We start from the raw sequence: 16637 nt of genomic DNA on the forward strand, positions 1-16637 counted from the left end.
TTACGACTCACGGTAATAGCGATCGCTGCTATCACTACTGATACTCTCCACATTGCAAGATTAACTTAGCAACTAATCCTGTCCAACCCGTTTGATGGCTAGCACCAATCCCAGCACCATTATCTCCATGAAAATACTCATGAAAAAGAATCAAATCATGCCAATGAGGATCGTTTTGGAACCTTTTGATGTTGCCATACACAGGACGATCGCCTGAAGCCTTTTCTAAGAAAATTCCTGTTAAACGCTTGGATAGCTCACTTGCCACCTGCCAGAGATTAATTTCCTGACCCGAACCAGTGGGAAACTCGACTTTAAAATCATCACCTAAGTAATAGTGAAACTTTTGTAAGGATTCGATAATTAGATAATTAATTGGGAACCAAATGGGCCCGCGCCAGTTAGAGTTACCACCAAATAGACTGATATTAGACTCCGCAGGTTGATAATCCACAGAGTACTCATGCCCATTTACTTTCAAGATATAGGGATGGTCTTTGTGATATCTGGAAATAGAGCGAATACCATAGGGGCTTAAAAATTCACTCTCATCGAGCATTTTCGCTAGGATTTTTCTGAGCTTGTCTTTATAGGCGATCGCTAATAATCTCCTTGCACCCATACCCTTAGTTTCCATACAGGCAACATTTTCCTTGAGGTTAGGACGATTGTGAATAAACCAATCCATTCGCCGCTTAAAGTTGGGTAATTTTTCTAGGATATCTGGCTCTAAAGTAGCGATCGCAAAAAGAGGAATTAATCCCACTACAGAACGTACTTTGAGCGAGAAATGACGACCATCGGGCAGATTGAGCGCATCGTAGTAAAAGCCATCTTCCTCATTCCATAGTTCCACATTAGTGTTACCAATCCCATTCATGGCATCGGCAATGTATAGGAAATGCTCGAAGAATTTACTCGCAATATCTTCATAGGTAGAGTTGGTTTTGGCGAGTTCTAGGGCGATCGCTAACATATTCAAGCAATACATGCCCATCCAGCTAGTGCCATCCGCTTGATTGATAAAGCCGCCTGTAGGTAACTCTTTGCTGCGATCGAATACGCCAATATTGTCCAGTCCTAAAAATCCACCTTGAAAGACATTATTCCCTTCAGCATCCTTGCGATTTACCCACCAAGTAAAATTGAGGAGCAACTTCTGGAATACGCGCTCTAGAAATTGCTCGTCGCCATAGCCGTACATCTTCCGTTCAATTTGATAAACTCGCAAGGTTGCCCAAGCATGAACGGGTGGATTGACATCACTGAATGCCCATTCATAGGCAGGAAGTTGACCGTTAGGATGCATAAACCATTCGCGCGTCAGCCGATCTAGCTGGAGCTTAGCAAAGGCAGGATCGATGACTGCAAGGGGAATTGCATGAAAAGCTAAATCCCAAGCCGCAAACCAAGGATATTCCCACTTGTCGGGCATGGAGATAATCTCATCACTAAACAGATGCTTCCATTCATGATTGCGAATATTTGGGCGTGGCGATGGATATTTAGGATCGCCATCTACCCATTCTTCGACGATGTAATAATAAAACTGCTTACTCCACAACATTCCTGCAAAGGCTTGTCTCTGGACGTTTCGCTCGTCTTCAGAAATCTCAAAAGGAGTGATGCGATGGTAAAACTCATCTGCTTCCTGCTGCCGCTTTTGGAAGATTTGCTCGAAATCATTGCCAAATGGCTGGGATTGCTGAGAGTCAGTTAAACGTAGATAAATGACTTTAGTTTCGTGAGCGCCAATTTCTAGATCGTAATGCACCGCCGCTTTTGTGCCCACTTGTTCGGGATTAATCGCACCATGGCGATCGCTAACTAAGTAATTATTAATCCCATCTTTAACATAGGGAGAAGTATTTTTGACTTTAAATAATCGCTCGTAATTGGTTTCATTTTCTGTAAACAGAATTGATGGACTATTCTGGTCAGAAGCATCACAGTAAAGCCGATAATTACCTAAGGTTGAATGTTGAGCATCAACGATCCGCATATTTCCATCAGCATTGATTTCCTTAAGCTGAGGTTTATCGCTACCATCGCCCCAAGCCCAAGTATTCCGAAACCACAGGCTGGGCAATAGGTGCAAACGTTGAGATTGACTTCCTCGGTTAGTCACTTTAATTTGAATTAAAATATCCGTCGGTGATGCCTTGGCATACTCGACCGATACATCAAAATAGCGATCGCCATCGAATATCCCCGTATCCATCAGTTCGTATTCGGGTTGATAGCGATCGCGATTGCGATTTTCTTGGATTAGCTTGGCATAGGGAAAGGCTTGGTGGGGATATTTATAAAGCGCCTTCATGTAGGAATGGGTAGGCGTGTTATCGAGATAGAAATAATATTCCTTAACATCCTCGCCATGATTACCCTCTTGACCAGTCAACCCAAACAGCCGTTCTTTGATAATGGAATCTTCACCATTCCAGAGCGCGATCGCAAAGCATAACCTCTGATGATTATCCGATATGCCTAAAATGCCATCTTCACCCCATCGATAGGCTCGCGATCGCGCATGGTCATGGGGAAAATAATTCCAAGCTTCACCATCTTTGCTGTAGTCTTCGCGCACCGTTCCCCATTGGCGATCGCTCAAATACGATCCCCACTTGCGCCAATGGGCTTGGCGATCGCGATTGGCTGCTAGTCTTAACTCTTCTTCGGTCATGATTTTTGCTTCTTAATAATTTAAATAGGCGGCGCTTCGCGCCGCCTATACTTACTGTTCGTGATAATTCCAGAGAAGTCCGCCATCTACAACAAAGGTGGAACCTGTCACATAATCAGCATCAGCCGAAGCTAAAAAGGCAACCATACCCGCCACATCTTCCGACTTGCCCAGCCTGCCCATCGGGATATTTTGCAATAAGGCTCCCAATTTCTCAGGATCGTTCAAGAGCTTGGTATTGATCGGTGTTTCAATCGCCCCTGGGGCAACGTTATTAATCGTGATGCCGTAGGGGGCAAGCTCTACACCAAGGTTGCGAGTCATCATTCTCAAACCGCCTTTACTAGCGCAATAAGATGTAAAGTGCGGAAATGGTAGCTCCTCATGGACAGAACTAATATTAATCACTTTGCCGCCACGCCTAGTTGCCATCAGATGCTTGACAAAGGCTTGAGTTGCAAAAAAAACACCCTTGAGATTGACATTCAAGACTGCATCATAATCCGCTTCCGTTGCCTCCCAAAAATCCGCATGTCTCTCAATGCCAGCATTATTAACCAATATATCCAATTGCCCAAAATAGTCGATGCTCTCAGCAATCATGCGCTGCACTTCAGGGACAGTGCCAGTATCAGCCTTAATCGTAATACCATCGATAGGATGACATGTGCCGCCTGCTTCTTTTACCTTGGCGAGGGTTTCTTCCGCACCTTCAGGATGGGAACGATAATTAATCACGACATTTGCGCCTTCTTTGGCTAAACGTATCGCGATCGCCTGTCCAATTCCCTGACTACTACCTGTAACTAATGCAACTTTATCTTTTAATCTCATTGTTTTTCTCCAAAATAATTAAAAATAGCCAAAGGCGAGCGTTGCTCGCCTTTGGCTATAAAATACTTTTCAAATGTTCCGCCACACGAATGGCATTAGCGATAATCGTGAGCGTGGGATTAACCGCCGTACTAGAGGGGAAAAAACTAGCATCCACAACATAGAGATTCTCCACATCATGGGTGCGACAGTTACGATCTAATACTGAGGTTTTAGGATCGTCGCCAAAACGACAGGTTCCGCATTGATGTCCGACTGCTTGTAAAGGGATATTATTGCGAGGATAAATGCCAAAGGGAATAATCTGCTCGTCGCGATCGATGTTTTTGAGAACTTCAGTCCATCGCTTAGTTAGGCGATCGCTTGCCTCTTGATTATTGGGTACATAGTCGAGATATAGCTTTTCATCAACGACTCGCACTCGATTATTGGGATCGGGTAAATCCTCCGTTTGCAACCACCAACCCGTAGTATGCTCGGCAATTAGCTCCAATTCAAAATTAGGAACTAGCTTCACTAAAGGAGCTAATAGCGGCGGCGCTTCCGCAGGGATCATGTCCTTAAGCACATTGCCCGTATTCTGAACTAACCCCATCGGATAGGGAAACTCAGCATCACCCCAATAAAAGTCACTGACAGCGATCGTCTTTTGATACTTAGCTGGATTCGGCTTCAGCCCGATCGCCACCATCGCTACGCAGAGATGCTTCATAAAATTGCGCCCAACTTGGTCAGAGCTATTTGCCAAGCCATGAGGATGATGGTCGTTAGCTGATCGCAACAGCAAAGCCGCCGAATTCACCGCACCACAGGCAACTATCACAATATTTCCTGAGAAAGTCTGCACTTCACCAGCAATCTCTAATTCGACAGCATTAACCTGTTTGCCAGACTCGTTAGTCAGTAGTTTAAGAACGTTCGCATTAGTCAACAAAGTTACATTGTTCAATGGGCGAATTGGGGCAATTCCATATATCTCAGAATCTGCCTTCGCCTGCACCAAACAGGGAAAGCCATCGCAGGTATTACAGCGAATACAAGTACTTAAAGAGCGATCAACTTCATTCAGCTTTAGTCCCAAAGGCAAATTAAAGGGATGTAATCCCTGCTTCTGAATCCCGTTACTAATTTCCTGCATTCGTGGCTCATGACTAACCGCAGGATAGGGAAACTCAGCACTTCTATTAGGCTCAGTAGGATCTTGCCCAGACTGACCATGAACGGTATAAAGTTCCTCGGCTTTGGTGTAGTAAGGTTCAAATTCATCGTATTTGACTGCCCATGCTGGTGAGATGCCATCTTTGTGGTTAACTTCTTCAAAATCACGATCGCGCATCCGCAGTAGCGCCGCACCATAAACCTTCGTATTGCCGCCGACCCAATAACCAGTGGAAGGACGAAAAGCTTTATCATCTTTGTCAAACCACATTTCATCGGTGTGATAGCGCTCCTTTAGATAGACATCCGCAGCACTCCAGTTTTCTTTTTCTCTAGGTAGAAATCCACCACGTTCTAAAATTAAAATCTTTTTGCCCGTAGAAGCTAGCTCATACGCCAGAGTTCCACCGCCTGCTCCAGTGCCAATAATAATAATGTCGTAATTTTCGACAGACATAGGATTCTCCTCGTGCTATTCAGGTTTAGATCGACATCAATCATCTCGAAAATCAATGTTTCTCAATCCTACTAATAATTAATGCATATCCAAAAAGACAGATTATTAGCATTAGATTAAAAAACGATGAGGGTAATCCTCAGTTTCATCCGTTTAGTTTTTAATTCCTATTTAATTCCTCATCTTAGAATTTTGTTGGAGAAATTGGTCTTGGTATTGGCAATGAATACAACGGTGGTGATTGCGGTGCTGTAATTTGGCACAGAATACTTTGTGGATAGTAAATGTTTGCACATAAAATTCTGATGCTAAAAGCATTCCTAAAGTTGGGGCAAAAATATAAATCCAAATATCTGTCCAAATTCCTGATGGTATTGCCGAGGCAAGAGTTCGTGCTGGATTCATGCCAAACCCTGAAATTGGCGACTCAAAGATCACATAAAGCATGACTAGAAAGCCTGCGAATATGCCTGTGTAAGGAGCTAACCTTTGATTATTACTAGTTACTAAAACCATCGTCATCATTACAAAGGCGATCGCCATTTCCGCAAAAAAAGCGATCGCTGTTCCTGTATTGGGAACTGTGACGATATAGGCGATCGGTGGATAGGTAAACATTCGTCCCAGCACTAATGCGGCGATTAAGACACCAATCAGCGCTCCCACAGTTTGGAAGATAATATAGAACAGAGCATCAAGGGGATTAACTTTACCTAGTCGCGTAAAGGTAAATGTTACAGCAGGATTGATATGCGCGCCCGATTGTTTGCCCCAAGGTGAGTAAATAATCGCGATCGCTGTTAATCCCATCGCAATCCCAATGAGAACTCTCTGCAAAAAAGGATCGGGAATAGACTTATTGATAAAAGAATCAGGATGAGCGACGATCGTGCTGAAAAATCCAGCAGAAATCATAAAACTTCCTAATCCCCATGCTTCGATTAAATATTCAGGCAAATGGCTACGAAATAGTTTGTAGTTCATTTTTCCAATCTCTTAGCTAGTAAAACGTGAAGGTTCTTCCAAGACAAAGCAGCAGCAAATCTTTTTCCCTATTTTAATTTTTTTAGGGATTGTACTTTTTTCTGGACATCACGGATATGAGATATACGAGAAGCGCTAAAGTTGATTCTTTTTACCCATTTACTTAAGTTCCAATTCTTCAATTAGAATATTTTCCACGCACTTACAACGCGATATAGAATTTATTTAAAGAATGTACACAATGTTATGGCAAACACGCTTCAATTCTTTTACCCAAATCACTAATATAAACCTGAACTTAAGTATGGGGTTTTCCTGTTTCTTTGGATAGGTAAAGATTAATACACGATCATTACACGATTAGAAGTGAAGCCTTAACATTCCCTGAGAGAATCCTTAATCTTTATTCAGTTTCACAGCTATGGTGATCCTGAAGTCTTAATGCATGAGGAATCTCCACAGCCGAAGCCAAAGGCTGATGAATTATTAATGTGGCAGCTAACCCCACTGATTGGAAAATACGATAGGGCTATCTGCAATCTAAATTTACTTTTCCTCTGCCCCTGATTTTGGAATATGCCCCATCTGGAGTGGTAGAAGCAATAGGGGTAATGCTCGAGAGGGAATGGGATAAGAAAGAAATCAATATCAGCTAATACCTAAATCAACTGTCCCATAAGGTGGGGAGCCTTAATAAACGTTTTGGAAAAGAGCAACCCTGCCATTACCAAAACGACAAGCCCTAATTACTCATTTCGTTAATTGAGTAAGTGTCTCAATAAATCACCTATATGGGGGAAGAAATATAGCTTTAATTAGTATGAAGTTTTTTTTATGGCGATTAAAACTATTTTTGCATTGCCAATTTTCAAAGATGGCACTGTCTAAAATTAGACAAAATAATGTTTAGTCAGATTTGAGTGTAATTAATCTAAAAGCAGCCATCTAATTCTTGTTGAAATATTCTATCTGGTAGACAAGGTGAATTCTATATGCATTTATTTCGTGTTTCCATGCATTTGCCAAAATACCAATGACATTACTCAGTATATTTTTTCAATTGCTATAGGAAATTCAAAAAATAATTGAAAATCTTATTGAATATCTTGTTCAATATGCTTAAAAATGTACGACAATAAGAATGCAATTCTATATGGGTTAAAATCCAAAGGTTTGCAAATTTTTCTTCTATTTTTATTTAGAGAGAAATTTTCAATTTTGAAATCTTGAAATTTCTGATAATCCTATGACAGACACTGTAACTTCTCCTTTAACAGGAAAGGCACTTCTTCAAAAAGCAAAAGAGCTAAATAACTTGCCCAAGCGTGAGCAAGCTAAAAAATGTGGGTACTTCACTCGTGGAAAAGATGGAGTAGATCGCGTTAATTTGACAGAGTTTTATGAAGCGGTGCTTGCTGCAAGAGGATTTGCAATTAATCCTGAACAGAATAAAGATGGACGCGGTCGCGAACCTACGTTTCGAGTTAGCGTTCATAAAAATGGGCAAATCGTGATCGGTTCTACCTATACAAGATCAATGGGTTTAAATGAAGGCGACGAGTTTGAAATTAAGCTTGGATACAAGCACATTCATCTAATCCAGTTGAGTAATGAGCAATCAGAAGATAAGACAGAGTAGGTATATATACATCTTAAATCTCTGTTAAATATAAAGATCAAGATTAAAAGTTAATAGTCTAAAATGAAATTTTAGGCGATAAGTTTTAGGTCTAGACCATACAGAACAGATGATTTGATCAGCAAATTTGAGCGAGAAGATTAATACTGCTTTGTGGGGGAGTGTTTGGTTTTCTCGCTGTTTTTATGCTTTATGAGTTTCGATATGATTCTGATTTCTAGGTTTTCTTTCTATGCAACTAGTAGACACACATGTACATATCAACTTCAAGGATTTTCAATCCGATCTTGAGGCAGTTCGCGATCGCTGGTTAAGTAATGGGGTGACGCGATTAGTTCATTCTTGTGTCAGTCCCGATGAATTTATACAAATTCAAGCGATCGCTGATCAATTTCCTGAAGTAAGTTTTGCAGTGGGTTTACATCCCTTAGACAAAAGTTTAAATACGACAGGTTGGAATCCTGAAATTGGGGATCGCATCAAGTCTTTAGCAACTAGCGATCAACGTGTGGTGGCAATTGGGGAAACGGGGTTAGATTTTTTTAAATCTGACAGTAAAACTGCTCAAATTGAAGCTTTTAAATCTCAACTGCGAACAGCGCGATCGCTAAATTTGCCAGTGATTATTCATTCACGCGAAGCCTCGGTTGCTACCCGTCAAGTCTTGCAAGAAATCAATGCAGAATCACCTCAAGAACCAGTTCGAGGCGTGATGCATTGCTGGGCTGGGAGTCCTGAGGAGACACAGTGGTTTGTAGATTTGGGGATGTATATCAGCTTTAGTGGTGTGGTCACCTTTAAGAATGCTCACGATTTGCATGAGTCCGCAAAAATTGTACCTAGCGATCGCATCTTAGTGGAGACCGATTGTCCATTTCTCGCGCCAGTTCCGAAACGCGGCAAGCGCAACGAACCAGCCTATGTGCTGCATGTAGCTGAGAGTGTTGCTAAGTTAAGGGAAGTGGAGTTAGCGACGCTAGCTTTAGAAACTACTAACAATGCTTTTAAGCTGTTTTCGCTATCCTAAAAAAATGTACTTAAAAAAAGAGGAGGTGCTTTGAGCCTCCTCTTTTTTTGAGTGATTAAGATAAAATTATTTTATGCAAATATACCTAGATCATGCTGCAACAACTCCTACCAGACCAGAAGTCATCGACTTGATGGCGGAAGTGATGCGATCGCAATGGGGCAATCCTTCTAGTTTGCATTGGTGGGGCGAACGTTCAACCATGATGATCGAGCGATCGCGCCTGCAAGTAGCAAGTTTGATTAATGCAGATCCTGAAGGAATTATTTTCACGTCTGGCGGCACAGAGTCAGACAATATGGTGATCATGGGAATTGCAAGGCAATACCGCACACCGCAGCATATGATTATTTCCTCGGTTGAGCATTCGGCGGTGCGCTTACCAGCCTATTATCTAGAACAACATGGCTGGGAAATCACGCGATTACCTGTTAATCGTCAAGGGCTTGTTGAACCAGATGATCTCGCGCGATCGCTACGCCCTAATACCGTACTTGTATCAATCATCACTGCCCAAAATGAAGTGGGGACGATTCAACCGATTGAGAAACTAGGACAAATTTGTCGTAATGCTGATGTGCTATTTCACACCGATGCGGTGCAAGCGATCGGCAAGATGCCTATTGATGTGCAAGCTTTACCAATTGATTTGCTGTCACTTTCGGCGCATAAGTTTTATGGGTCTCAAGGGATCGGGGCGTTGTATATTAACCCTTTGACGACTAAGAGGCGATCGCTAATCCCGTTAATTCAAGGCGGTGGACAAGAACGAGGCTATCGTTCAGGCACTCAGGCAGTCGCCGCGATCGCAGGTTTAGGTTTAGCCGCCGAGCTTGCCGAAAAGGAACTGCCATTAGAATCTCTACGTTTAGCCAAGTTGCGCGATCGTCTATACGCATTGCTCGCTGATATCCCCGAACTGATTCCTATAGGCATGATGGGATGCGATAGGTTACCGCACCATCTTAGTTTTTATCATCAATGTGTTGATGGTCGTCATCTTGTGCGCGAAATGAATTTTGCTGGGATCGCTATTAGCTCTGGCTCGGCATGTAGTAGCGGTGCGATCGAGCCAAGTTCGATCCTGTTAGAAATGGGATATTCGCAAACAGAAGCCAAAAATAGTATCCGCCTTACACTGGGCAAATCCAACAATGTTGCTGATATTGAATGGACAGCTTTAGTCATCCACCAAATTCTTAGTCGCGAAAAATCATAGAGGCAATTCATGAATTGCCTCTACGATTTTTCGCGACATCCAAAAATCAAGGGTGATGCTTTGCATCACCCTTGATTTTTGGATGTCGCAAAGCGACTTTCTTAAGGCACGACTAATACAGGACAAGGCGAAAGGTTAATCACTTTTTGGCTGACACTGCTACCGTCAGGATGCTCTTCGGTCAGGCTCATTCCCCTTGAACCCATCACAATTAAGTCAGCATTAATTTCATCGGCAAAATCACAAATCACAAAGGCAGTTTTACCCTCAGCTATTTTGCTCTTAACCACAATGCCCGCTTCCGCAAAGTAAGCCTCAATTTCTTTAATCAATTCTCGGGAAGATTCGCGATCGCTATCAGTGGTATCAGGATCAGCTACTGACAGGACATATAGCTGCGATTGATATTTTTGAACGAGATCGATCGCTACGGCCACAGCTTGGCGGGTTTCTTGACTTCTGTTTAAAGGAAATAAAACAGTTTTAAACATAATTCCTACCTAGCACTGCAATTCGGATATTAGATTACGAATTCAAGAGTTTTTTGTTATCTTGAACTCTATTTTAATAATCAAAAGTACCTAACAATCTTTAAATTTCTTAATTTTTAACATGTGATCAGCCCTAAAAGAACCAATTTTTTGTGACATAGCGAAGCCATGCCACAAAAAATTGGTTCTTGATTTTACTGAGATCGCGCATAAGGTTAACCAGTGGCATGTGCAAAGCGTATATCTTCATTTTTTGCAGCGATCGCACTTAACAAACGGCAGACCATACTACATCAGTGCTAACATTGCCTGATATATAACGAGAAAAAAGTCAAAACGGAAGTAGATTATAGATGGAAGCCGTAACAAAAATTATCCCTTTTTATGGCAGGGAAATTAAATTAAGAATTGGCACGTTTGCACCCCAAGCTGGCGGCTCAGTATTAGTCCAGTGTGGAGAGACAGCAATATTAGTGACAGCGACCAGAGGTCCTGCTCGTGACGGTGTTGATTTTGTGCCACTGCTTGTTGATTATGAAGAGCGCCTATATGCAGCAGGGCGTATTCCTGGTGGTTTCTTACGTCGTGAAGGTCGTCCCCCCGAAAAAGCAACTCTCACTTGTCGTCTGATCGATCGCCCCATGCGTCCTTTGTTCCCCAACTGGTTGCGTGATGATGTGCAAATCGTCGCCACAACCATGGCGATCGACGACAAAGTACCACCTGACGTTTTAGCCGTGACAGGCGCATCGATCGCCGCGCTAATCGCAGGACTACCATTCATGGGGCCAATGGCTGGCGTTCGTGTTGGTTTAGTTGGTGATGAATTTATTATTAATCCTACCTATGCCGAAGTAGAAGCAGGTGACCTCGACCTAGTGGTTGCAGGTACAGCCGAAGGCATCATCATGGTCGAAGCTGGCGCAAATCAATTGCCAGAAGCCGACATGATCGAAGCGATCGACTTTGGTTATGAAGCCGTGCTAGAACTAATCAAAGCTCAAATTGATTTGCTACAAGAGTTAGGGATTGCGCTGCCAGAAATCATCAACCCCGAAACCGATTCCACTTTGGAAAACTTTATTGCCAATACGGTCAAAGATAAAGTTGCTCAAGTAGTTGCTAGTTGCGAGAAAGATCGCAATGTCCGCGATGCTCACCTTGATGCGATTAAGGCTGAACTTTTAGCAGCGATCGCAGCTTTGCCCGATGAAGATCCTGTGAAGTTGGTTGCTGATAAAAAAGTGATTAGCGCCACTTACAAGGAACTCACCAAAAAGCTAATGCGCTTGCAGGTAATCGATCAGAGCGTTCGCATCGATGGACGCAAACTCGACGAGGTGCGCCCCATCTGGACAGAAGTGGGCGTAATTCCTCGCGTGCATGGTAGCGGTTTATTTAATCGTGGCTTGACCCAAGTCTTGACGATCGCAACCCTTGGTACTCCAGGGGATGCTCAGGAAATGGACGATTTGCATCCTGATGCGAAAAAGCGTTATATGCACCACTACAACTTCCCGCCTTACTCGGTTGGTGAAGCTAGACCAATGCGATCGGCTGGTCGTCGTGAAATTGGTCACGGAGCCTTAGCCGAACGCGCACTTCTTCCTGTACTACCATCTAAAGCCGAATTCCCCTATGTTCTGCGTCTAGTATCGGAAGTCTTGTCCTCCAATGGCTCAACCTCGATGGGTTCAGTCTGCGGCTCGACTCTTGCGCTCATGGATGCAGGTGTACCAATCACTAAGCCTGTAAGCGGTGTAGCGATGGGCTTGATCAAAGAAGGCGATGAAGTTCGCATTCTTACTGACATTCAAGGCATTGAAGATTTTCTTGGCGACATGGACTTCAAGGTGGCTGGCACAGACACAGGCATCACCGCCCTACAAATGGACATGAAGATCACTAGCATCTCGATGGATACAGTCCGCTCTGCCGTGATGCAAGCTAAGACTGGTCGCGCTCACATCATGGGCAAGATGTTGGAATTGCTCTCTGAACCTAGACCTCAGCTTTCACCCTATGCACCACGCTTGCTGACAATTCGCATCGATCCTGAACAAATCGGTATGATCATTGGGCCTGGTGGTAAGAACATCAAGGGCATCACGGAGGAAACTGGAGCCAAGATCGACATCGAAGATGATGGTACAGTCATGATTTCATCGATGAGTGGTGAAGGTGCGCTCAAAGCCAAGCGGATCATCGAAAACATGACTCGTCGCGTTGGTTCGGGTGATGTCTATCTCGGTAAGGTCACTCGCATTATTCCGATTGGTGCATTTGTGGAGTTTCTACCTGGTAAGGAAGGAATGGTTCATATTTCCCAATTGGCGGAAGGTCGTGTAGGTAAGGTCGAAGATGAAGTTGCCGTTGGCGATGAAGTTTTGATTAAGATCCGCGAAGTTGATAATCGTGGACGCTTTAACCTAACTCGTTTGGGTATTCACCCCGACGAAGCTGCCGCCGCACGTACTGCTGCTGCTGCATCTGCCGAATAAATATCAAAAAAGGGTGGATGCGCTTCGCGCATCCACCCTTTTTTGTGTTAAAAGCTAAAAAGTATTTTGGGGGCTTAAGAAAGTAATGATTATTAAAGAACTTGATCGTATTGAAACAACTGATAAATTTGAACAAGCAGGATACCGTGCAGAATCTCAGCTAGCTTTTTATCTGAACCGAGAATTTAAAGATGATCCATTGTTTCTAGTTTTCAATAATCTGCGTTTTGAAAAAGCAGGGGATGCTTGTCAGATCGATCATTTAGTACTTCATCGCTATGGAATGATAATCATTGAGAGCAAAAGCGTCACAACTCGCGTTGAGGTAAATGAATTCGGCGAGTGGAAACGTTGGTTTAATAATGCTTGGCAAGGAATGCCTTCACCAATTTTGCAAGCTCAACGCCAAGGGAAATTTCTCAAGGACTATTTAGAAGATCATGTTGAGACTTTGCGTAACAAACCAATTTTGGGAAGACGCGCACAGTTCACGAAAATGCCTATCGATGTATTAGTTGCAATTTCTGATTCTGGTATTATCAATCGCCCAATAAATGACAAGCTCAAAACAGTATGCAAAGCCGATCAAATTGCTGATAAGGTTAGAGAAATTGTGTCTGAATATCGCAAAATCGATAGTTTGTTAACCTTTAGCCTAAAATCTGCTTATCTATTTGATATGGATGAAGTGCCAAGAATTAGTAGCTTTTTGTTGACTCAACACAAGCCTGCAAAAATCAAGGAATCTTTTACTAATACAAACAGCAAGCCCACAAGTCTTTCTGCTCAAATCGTTCCAGACATTAAGTCTCCTTCAGCCTCAAATCCGATCGCCACAGCCAAACCAGCATCACTTCCGAAAAAGATTATTCCCGTCACTCCAAGCGATTATCAGAAATCAGACGTTAGCCATAATCCAGTCGTCAAAACTGTAAAGCCAACTTCAACAAACACTTGTTCCCATTGCCAAAGTCCAAATATTTCGATTTTGTATGTTCACAGTTATTTCTTCAAATGTAACGATTGTGGAAAAAATACGGCGATCAAAAATATTTGTCCGTCCTGTGGCGATCGCGAAAAAATTAGAAAAAGCGGGTTACAGTTTTTTAGTGGATGCGAAAAATGTGGTACTTCGCAGTTGTTTTATACTAATCCCTAGATAAATGGTTGATCAAACTTAGTATTTCCAGACTTACCCATCACTGAGTTGATTCTTTCCTTAGTACAGCAAGCTATCAAACTCGGCACTAGTCGAATGCTTCGCGCCCTGAAAACCTAGTTAAGATCTCTATAATTAATTGATTAACAAATTATTGTAAGAATTATGCAAGTTTTTGTATATGTAAATTAGCTTTTTCTAGTAATTCTTGAACTTGGAATGAATACTTATTTTGAGGAGTTTGACATAATTCAACGAATCGAACTAAATCCTCTTTTGCCGCAGAATTTAACTCTTTTGCCAAGTAAACCAATCCGCGATTGTAGTACGCATAGTAATTACTCGAATCTATGCTTAATGACCTATTGATATCAATCAGAGCCGATTCAAAGTCACCCTGAAGGTAAAATGCATATCCACGATTGTTATAAGAAAATGCAAGGATGATAGGACTGTCTGTTGCCAGTTGGATGCTTGTACTGAGATCTGAGATCGCTTGTTGATAATTACCCTGTTCTGCGAGAGCAAGACCACGATCATTGTATACAACATATTTGTTCGGGGACAATTTAAGTGCTGTAGAGAAATCATTAGCAGACTTTGCAAATTTTCCTAACTTTGCATAACTGTTTCCGTTAAAGAGATATAGCGACCAGTCGCTTCTGTCAAGTTTGATTGATTTCTGGATAGCAGCTATGCTTTGTTCATATTGACCAAGTAAGTACAAAACAAGTCCCATTTGCTTCCATCCTTCAAAGAAATTTGGGTTTTGTTCAACAGAATCTTTGTAGGCTTTCAGAGCTTTATGGAATTCACCTGCTGCGAAAAATTTATAACCATTCTGAAAATGTCGTAAGTGGGAAGTAAATATGTAGTGATGAAAGTAAAAACCTACTGTCATTACTAATATCAATATGCCAAAAATTGCTTTGCTATTACTTCCTGAAAATATCTCCGCCCCATTTCCAACTGCACGCAATGTTACTCCCAATGCCACAGTTCCTTTCAGAGATGCATCAACGATACTTTTGCTAAAATTGGGAACAAGTATTAAGAGACTCAGTAAGAATATAAAACCAAAGTTAAAACCGAGACTTCTTATGTATGTTCTCTGAGATGGGGCAAGCCAAGGTTCGATGATGCCAAATCCATCTAGAGATGGTATTGGTAGCAGATTGAGGATGGCAGCATAAAACTGCAAAAAAATTGAAAAGCCAAGTGCATTTAAAACTATTGGGGTTAAGGGCGCATAACGATAAATTATGGCAAACAAAAGAGCTGTAATAATATTGGCACTCGGTCCAGCTAGGGAAACTGCCGATCGCATCAATCGACTAGGAATGCTTGCTTGCTCGATATATACAGCTCCCCCAGTTAAAGGTATTCCACCGATCACTAGCACGATAAGCGGTAACAAGATGCTAGTGACAGGATGAATGTAGACAAGGGGATTGAAAGATAAGTATCCTTTTTGTTTTACAGAGATATCTCCCCCCAGATAAGCAACGACTGAATGCGCCCATTCGTGTAAACAGACTGAAAAAATCCAACCGCAAAAAATTATTAAGTTAGGAGTAAAAAAGCTGAAGCTAAAGTTCATTATTTATTGCGTATTCAGTTAGAGTGCTTTGCGCCATAAATTTTCTATAGATCGATACTATGAACCAGTTAGGCTAGAGCCAATACCTTGGAAGAAGACCCATGACAGGAAGAAATTACTGATAAAAATAGCTAGTAAGGCAGTAACAACGGCTGTGGTAGTAGATTCGCCCACACCCTTTGCTCCACCTGTAGTGGTCAACCCCCAAGTTGTACCGATCACTGCAATTAAAACCCCAAAAATGCTGGATTTGATTAGTGCTGCGATTAAATCCCAAGGCTTGAGTAAATTCTGCACAGAATTTAGAAACATGTTGTAGGGAATGGCGTACATGGCTTGAGATAGAAATAAGCCGCCAGCCATACCAGTTAAAAAGCCTAAAATTGTGAGGATAGGCAACATTAATAAACAGGCGATCGCACGAGGGGTTGCTAGATAATCCACAGGATTAGTTCGCAGCATATAGAGCGCATCGATTTGCTCAGTTACTTGCATTGTGCCAATTTCCGCAGCAAATGCTGAACCAATGCGCCCTGCAATGATTACCGCTGTCAGTACAGGAATTAGCTCACGAGCTAAGGCGATCGCCAAAATCCCGCCAATCGCCTGTTGTGCACCAAAGTTAATAAATTCTCGCGCCACTTGGATTGTAAATACTGCGCCAACAAAGGAAGCCGTGATTAACGTAATCAGCAATGACTCTGTACCAACTATCGACATTTGCTCGATCGTGTTACGCCAATGGAAGCGGCGATAGATCAAAACATGGGTGATGATTTGTCCGATCAGTAAACAACTTTGCCCCAGCTTAATTAGCCAACTGCCAAAATTTCCCATGTTTTCAATTTCCTATATCACCACTCACAAGCGGCAAACATTTTTTGT

General features: G+C 42.3%; 12 protein-coding genes. 5 read left to right on the forward strand and 7 right to left on the reverse strand.

Features of this window, described 5'->3' with window-relative positions; all coding sequences use genetic code 11:
* Positions 1-34: 34 nt before the first annotated feature.
* From CQ839_RS13795 to CQ839_RS13810, 4 genes are all read right to left on the reverse strand, one after another.
* Complete coding sequence (locus CQ839_RS13795) at positions 35-2683, reverse strand: glucosidase (protein WP_103668862.1); 2649 nt, start codon at positions 2681-2683, stop codon at positions 35-37.
* Between the two features lie 51 nt (positions 2684-2734).
* A complete protein-coding gene (locus CQ839_RS13800; protein WP_103668863.1) occupies positions 2735-3517 on the reverse strand; it encodes an SDR family NAD(P)-dependent oxidoreductase in 783 nt (260 codons plus the stop codon).
* A gap of 55 nt (positions 3518-3572) precedes the next feature.
* Entirely contained in the window at positions 3573-5132 is a 1560-nt protein-coding gene (locus tag CQ839_RS13805; RefSeq protein WP_103668864.1) for a GMC oxidoreductase, read from the reverse strand.
* A gap of 171 nt (positions 5133-5303) precedes the next feature.
* Positions 5304-6116, reverse strand: a complete 813-nt coding sequence (locus tag CQ839_RS13810) for an MIP/aquaporin family protein (protein ID WP_103668865.1) — start codon at positions 6114-6116, stop codon at positions 5304-5306.
* A 1246-nt stretch (positions 6117-7362) separates the two neighbouring features.
* Between CQ839_RS13810 and CQ839_RS13815 the strand changes: the two genes are divergently transcribed.
* The 3 genes from CQ839_RS13815 (at position 7363) to CQ839_RS13825 (ending at position 10001) form a co-directional block, all read left to right on the forward strand.
* Entirely contained in the window at positions 7363-7755 is a 393-nt protein-coding gene (locus tag CQ839_RS13815; protein ID WP_103668866.1) for an AbrB family transcriptional regulator, read from the forward strand.
* A gap of 232 nt (positions 7756-7987) precedes the next feature.
* Entirely contained in the window at positions 7988-8782 is a 795-nt protein-coding gene (locus CQ839_RS13820) for a TatD family hydrolase (protein ID WP_103668867.1), read from the forward strand.
* 73 nt (positions 8783-8855) lie between these two features.
* A complete protein-coding gene (locus tag CQ839_RS13825; protein ID WP_103668868.1) occupies positions 8856-10001 on the forward strand; it encodes a cysteine desulfurase family protein in 1146 nt (381 codons plus the stop codon).
* A 101-nt stretch (positions 10002-10102) separates the two neighbouring features.
* Here CQ839_RS13825 and CQ839_RS13830 read toward each other — a convergent pair whose 3' ends face one another.
* Positions 10103-10492 carry a universal stress protein gene (locus CQ839_RS13830; protein WP_103668869.1) on the reverse strand — a complete coding sequence of 130 codons (390 nt, stop codon included), beginning with the start codon at positions 10490-10492 and terminating at the stop codon, positions 10103-10105.
* 353 nt (positions 10493-10845) lie between these two features.
* Here CQ839_RS13830 and CQ839_RS13835 point away from each other — a divergent pair, with 353 nt between their 5' ends.
* Positions 10846-12993 (forward strand): polyribonucleotide nucleotidyltransferase, encoded by a 2148-nt coding sequence (locus CQ839_RS13835; RefSeq protein ID WP_103668870.1) that lies wholly within the window; start codon positions 10846-10848, stop codon positions 12991-12993.
* A gap of 85 nt (positions 12994-13078) precedes the next feature.
* Positions 13079-14152: a nuclease-related domain-containing protein gene (locus CQ839_RS13840; RefSeq protein WP_103668871.1), complete on the forward strand. Its 1074-nt coding sequence runs from the start codon at positions 13079-13081 to the stop codon at positions 14150-14152.
* A 163-nt stretch (positions 14153-14315) separates the two neighbouring features.
* Here CQ839_RS13840 and CQ839_RS13845 read toward each other — a convergent pair whose 3' ends face one another.
* Together CQ839_RS13845 and CQ839_RS13850 are read right to left on the reverse strand one after the other, a co-directional pair.
* The gene (locus tag CQ839_RS13845) at positions 14316-15752 is read right to left on the reverse strand and encodes a tetratricopeptide repeat protein (RefSeq protein ID WP_103668872.1); all 1437 of its coding nucleotides are present in this window, start codon (positions 15750-15752) and stop codon (positions 14316-14318) included.
* Positions 15753-15809: 57 nt separating this feature from the next.
* Positions 15810-16589, reverse strand: coding sequence for an MlaE family lipid ABC transporter permease subunit (locus CQ839_RS13850; RefSeq protein ID WP_103668873.1), 780 nt, complete (start codon positions 16587-16589; stop codon positions 15810-15812).
* Positions 16590-16637 lie beyond the last annotated feature (48 nt).

It is taken from the genome of Pseudanabaena sp. BC1403 (assembly GCF_002914585.1).
Classification (GTDB): Bacteria; Cyanobacteriota; Cyanobacteriia; order Pseudanabaenales; family Pseudanabaenaceae; genus Pseudanabaena.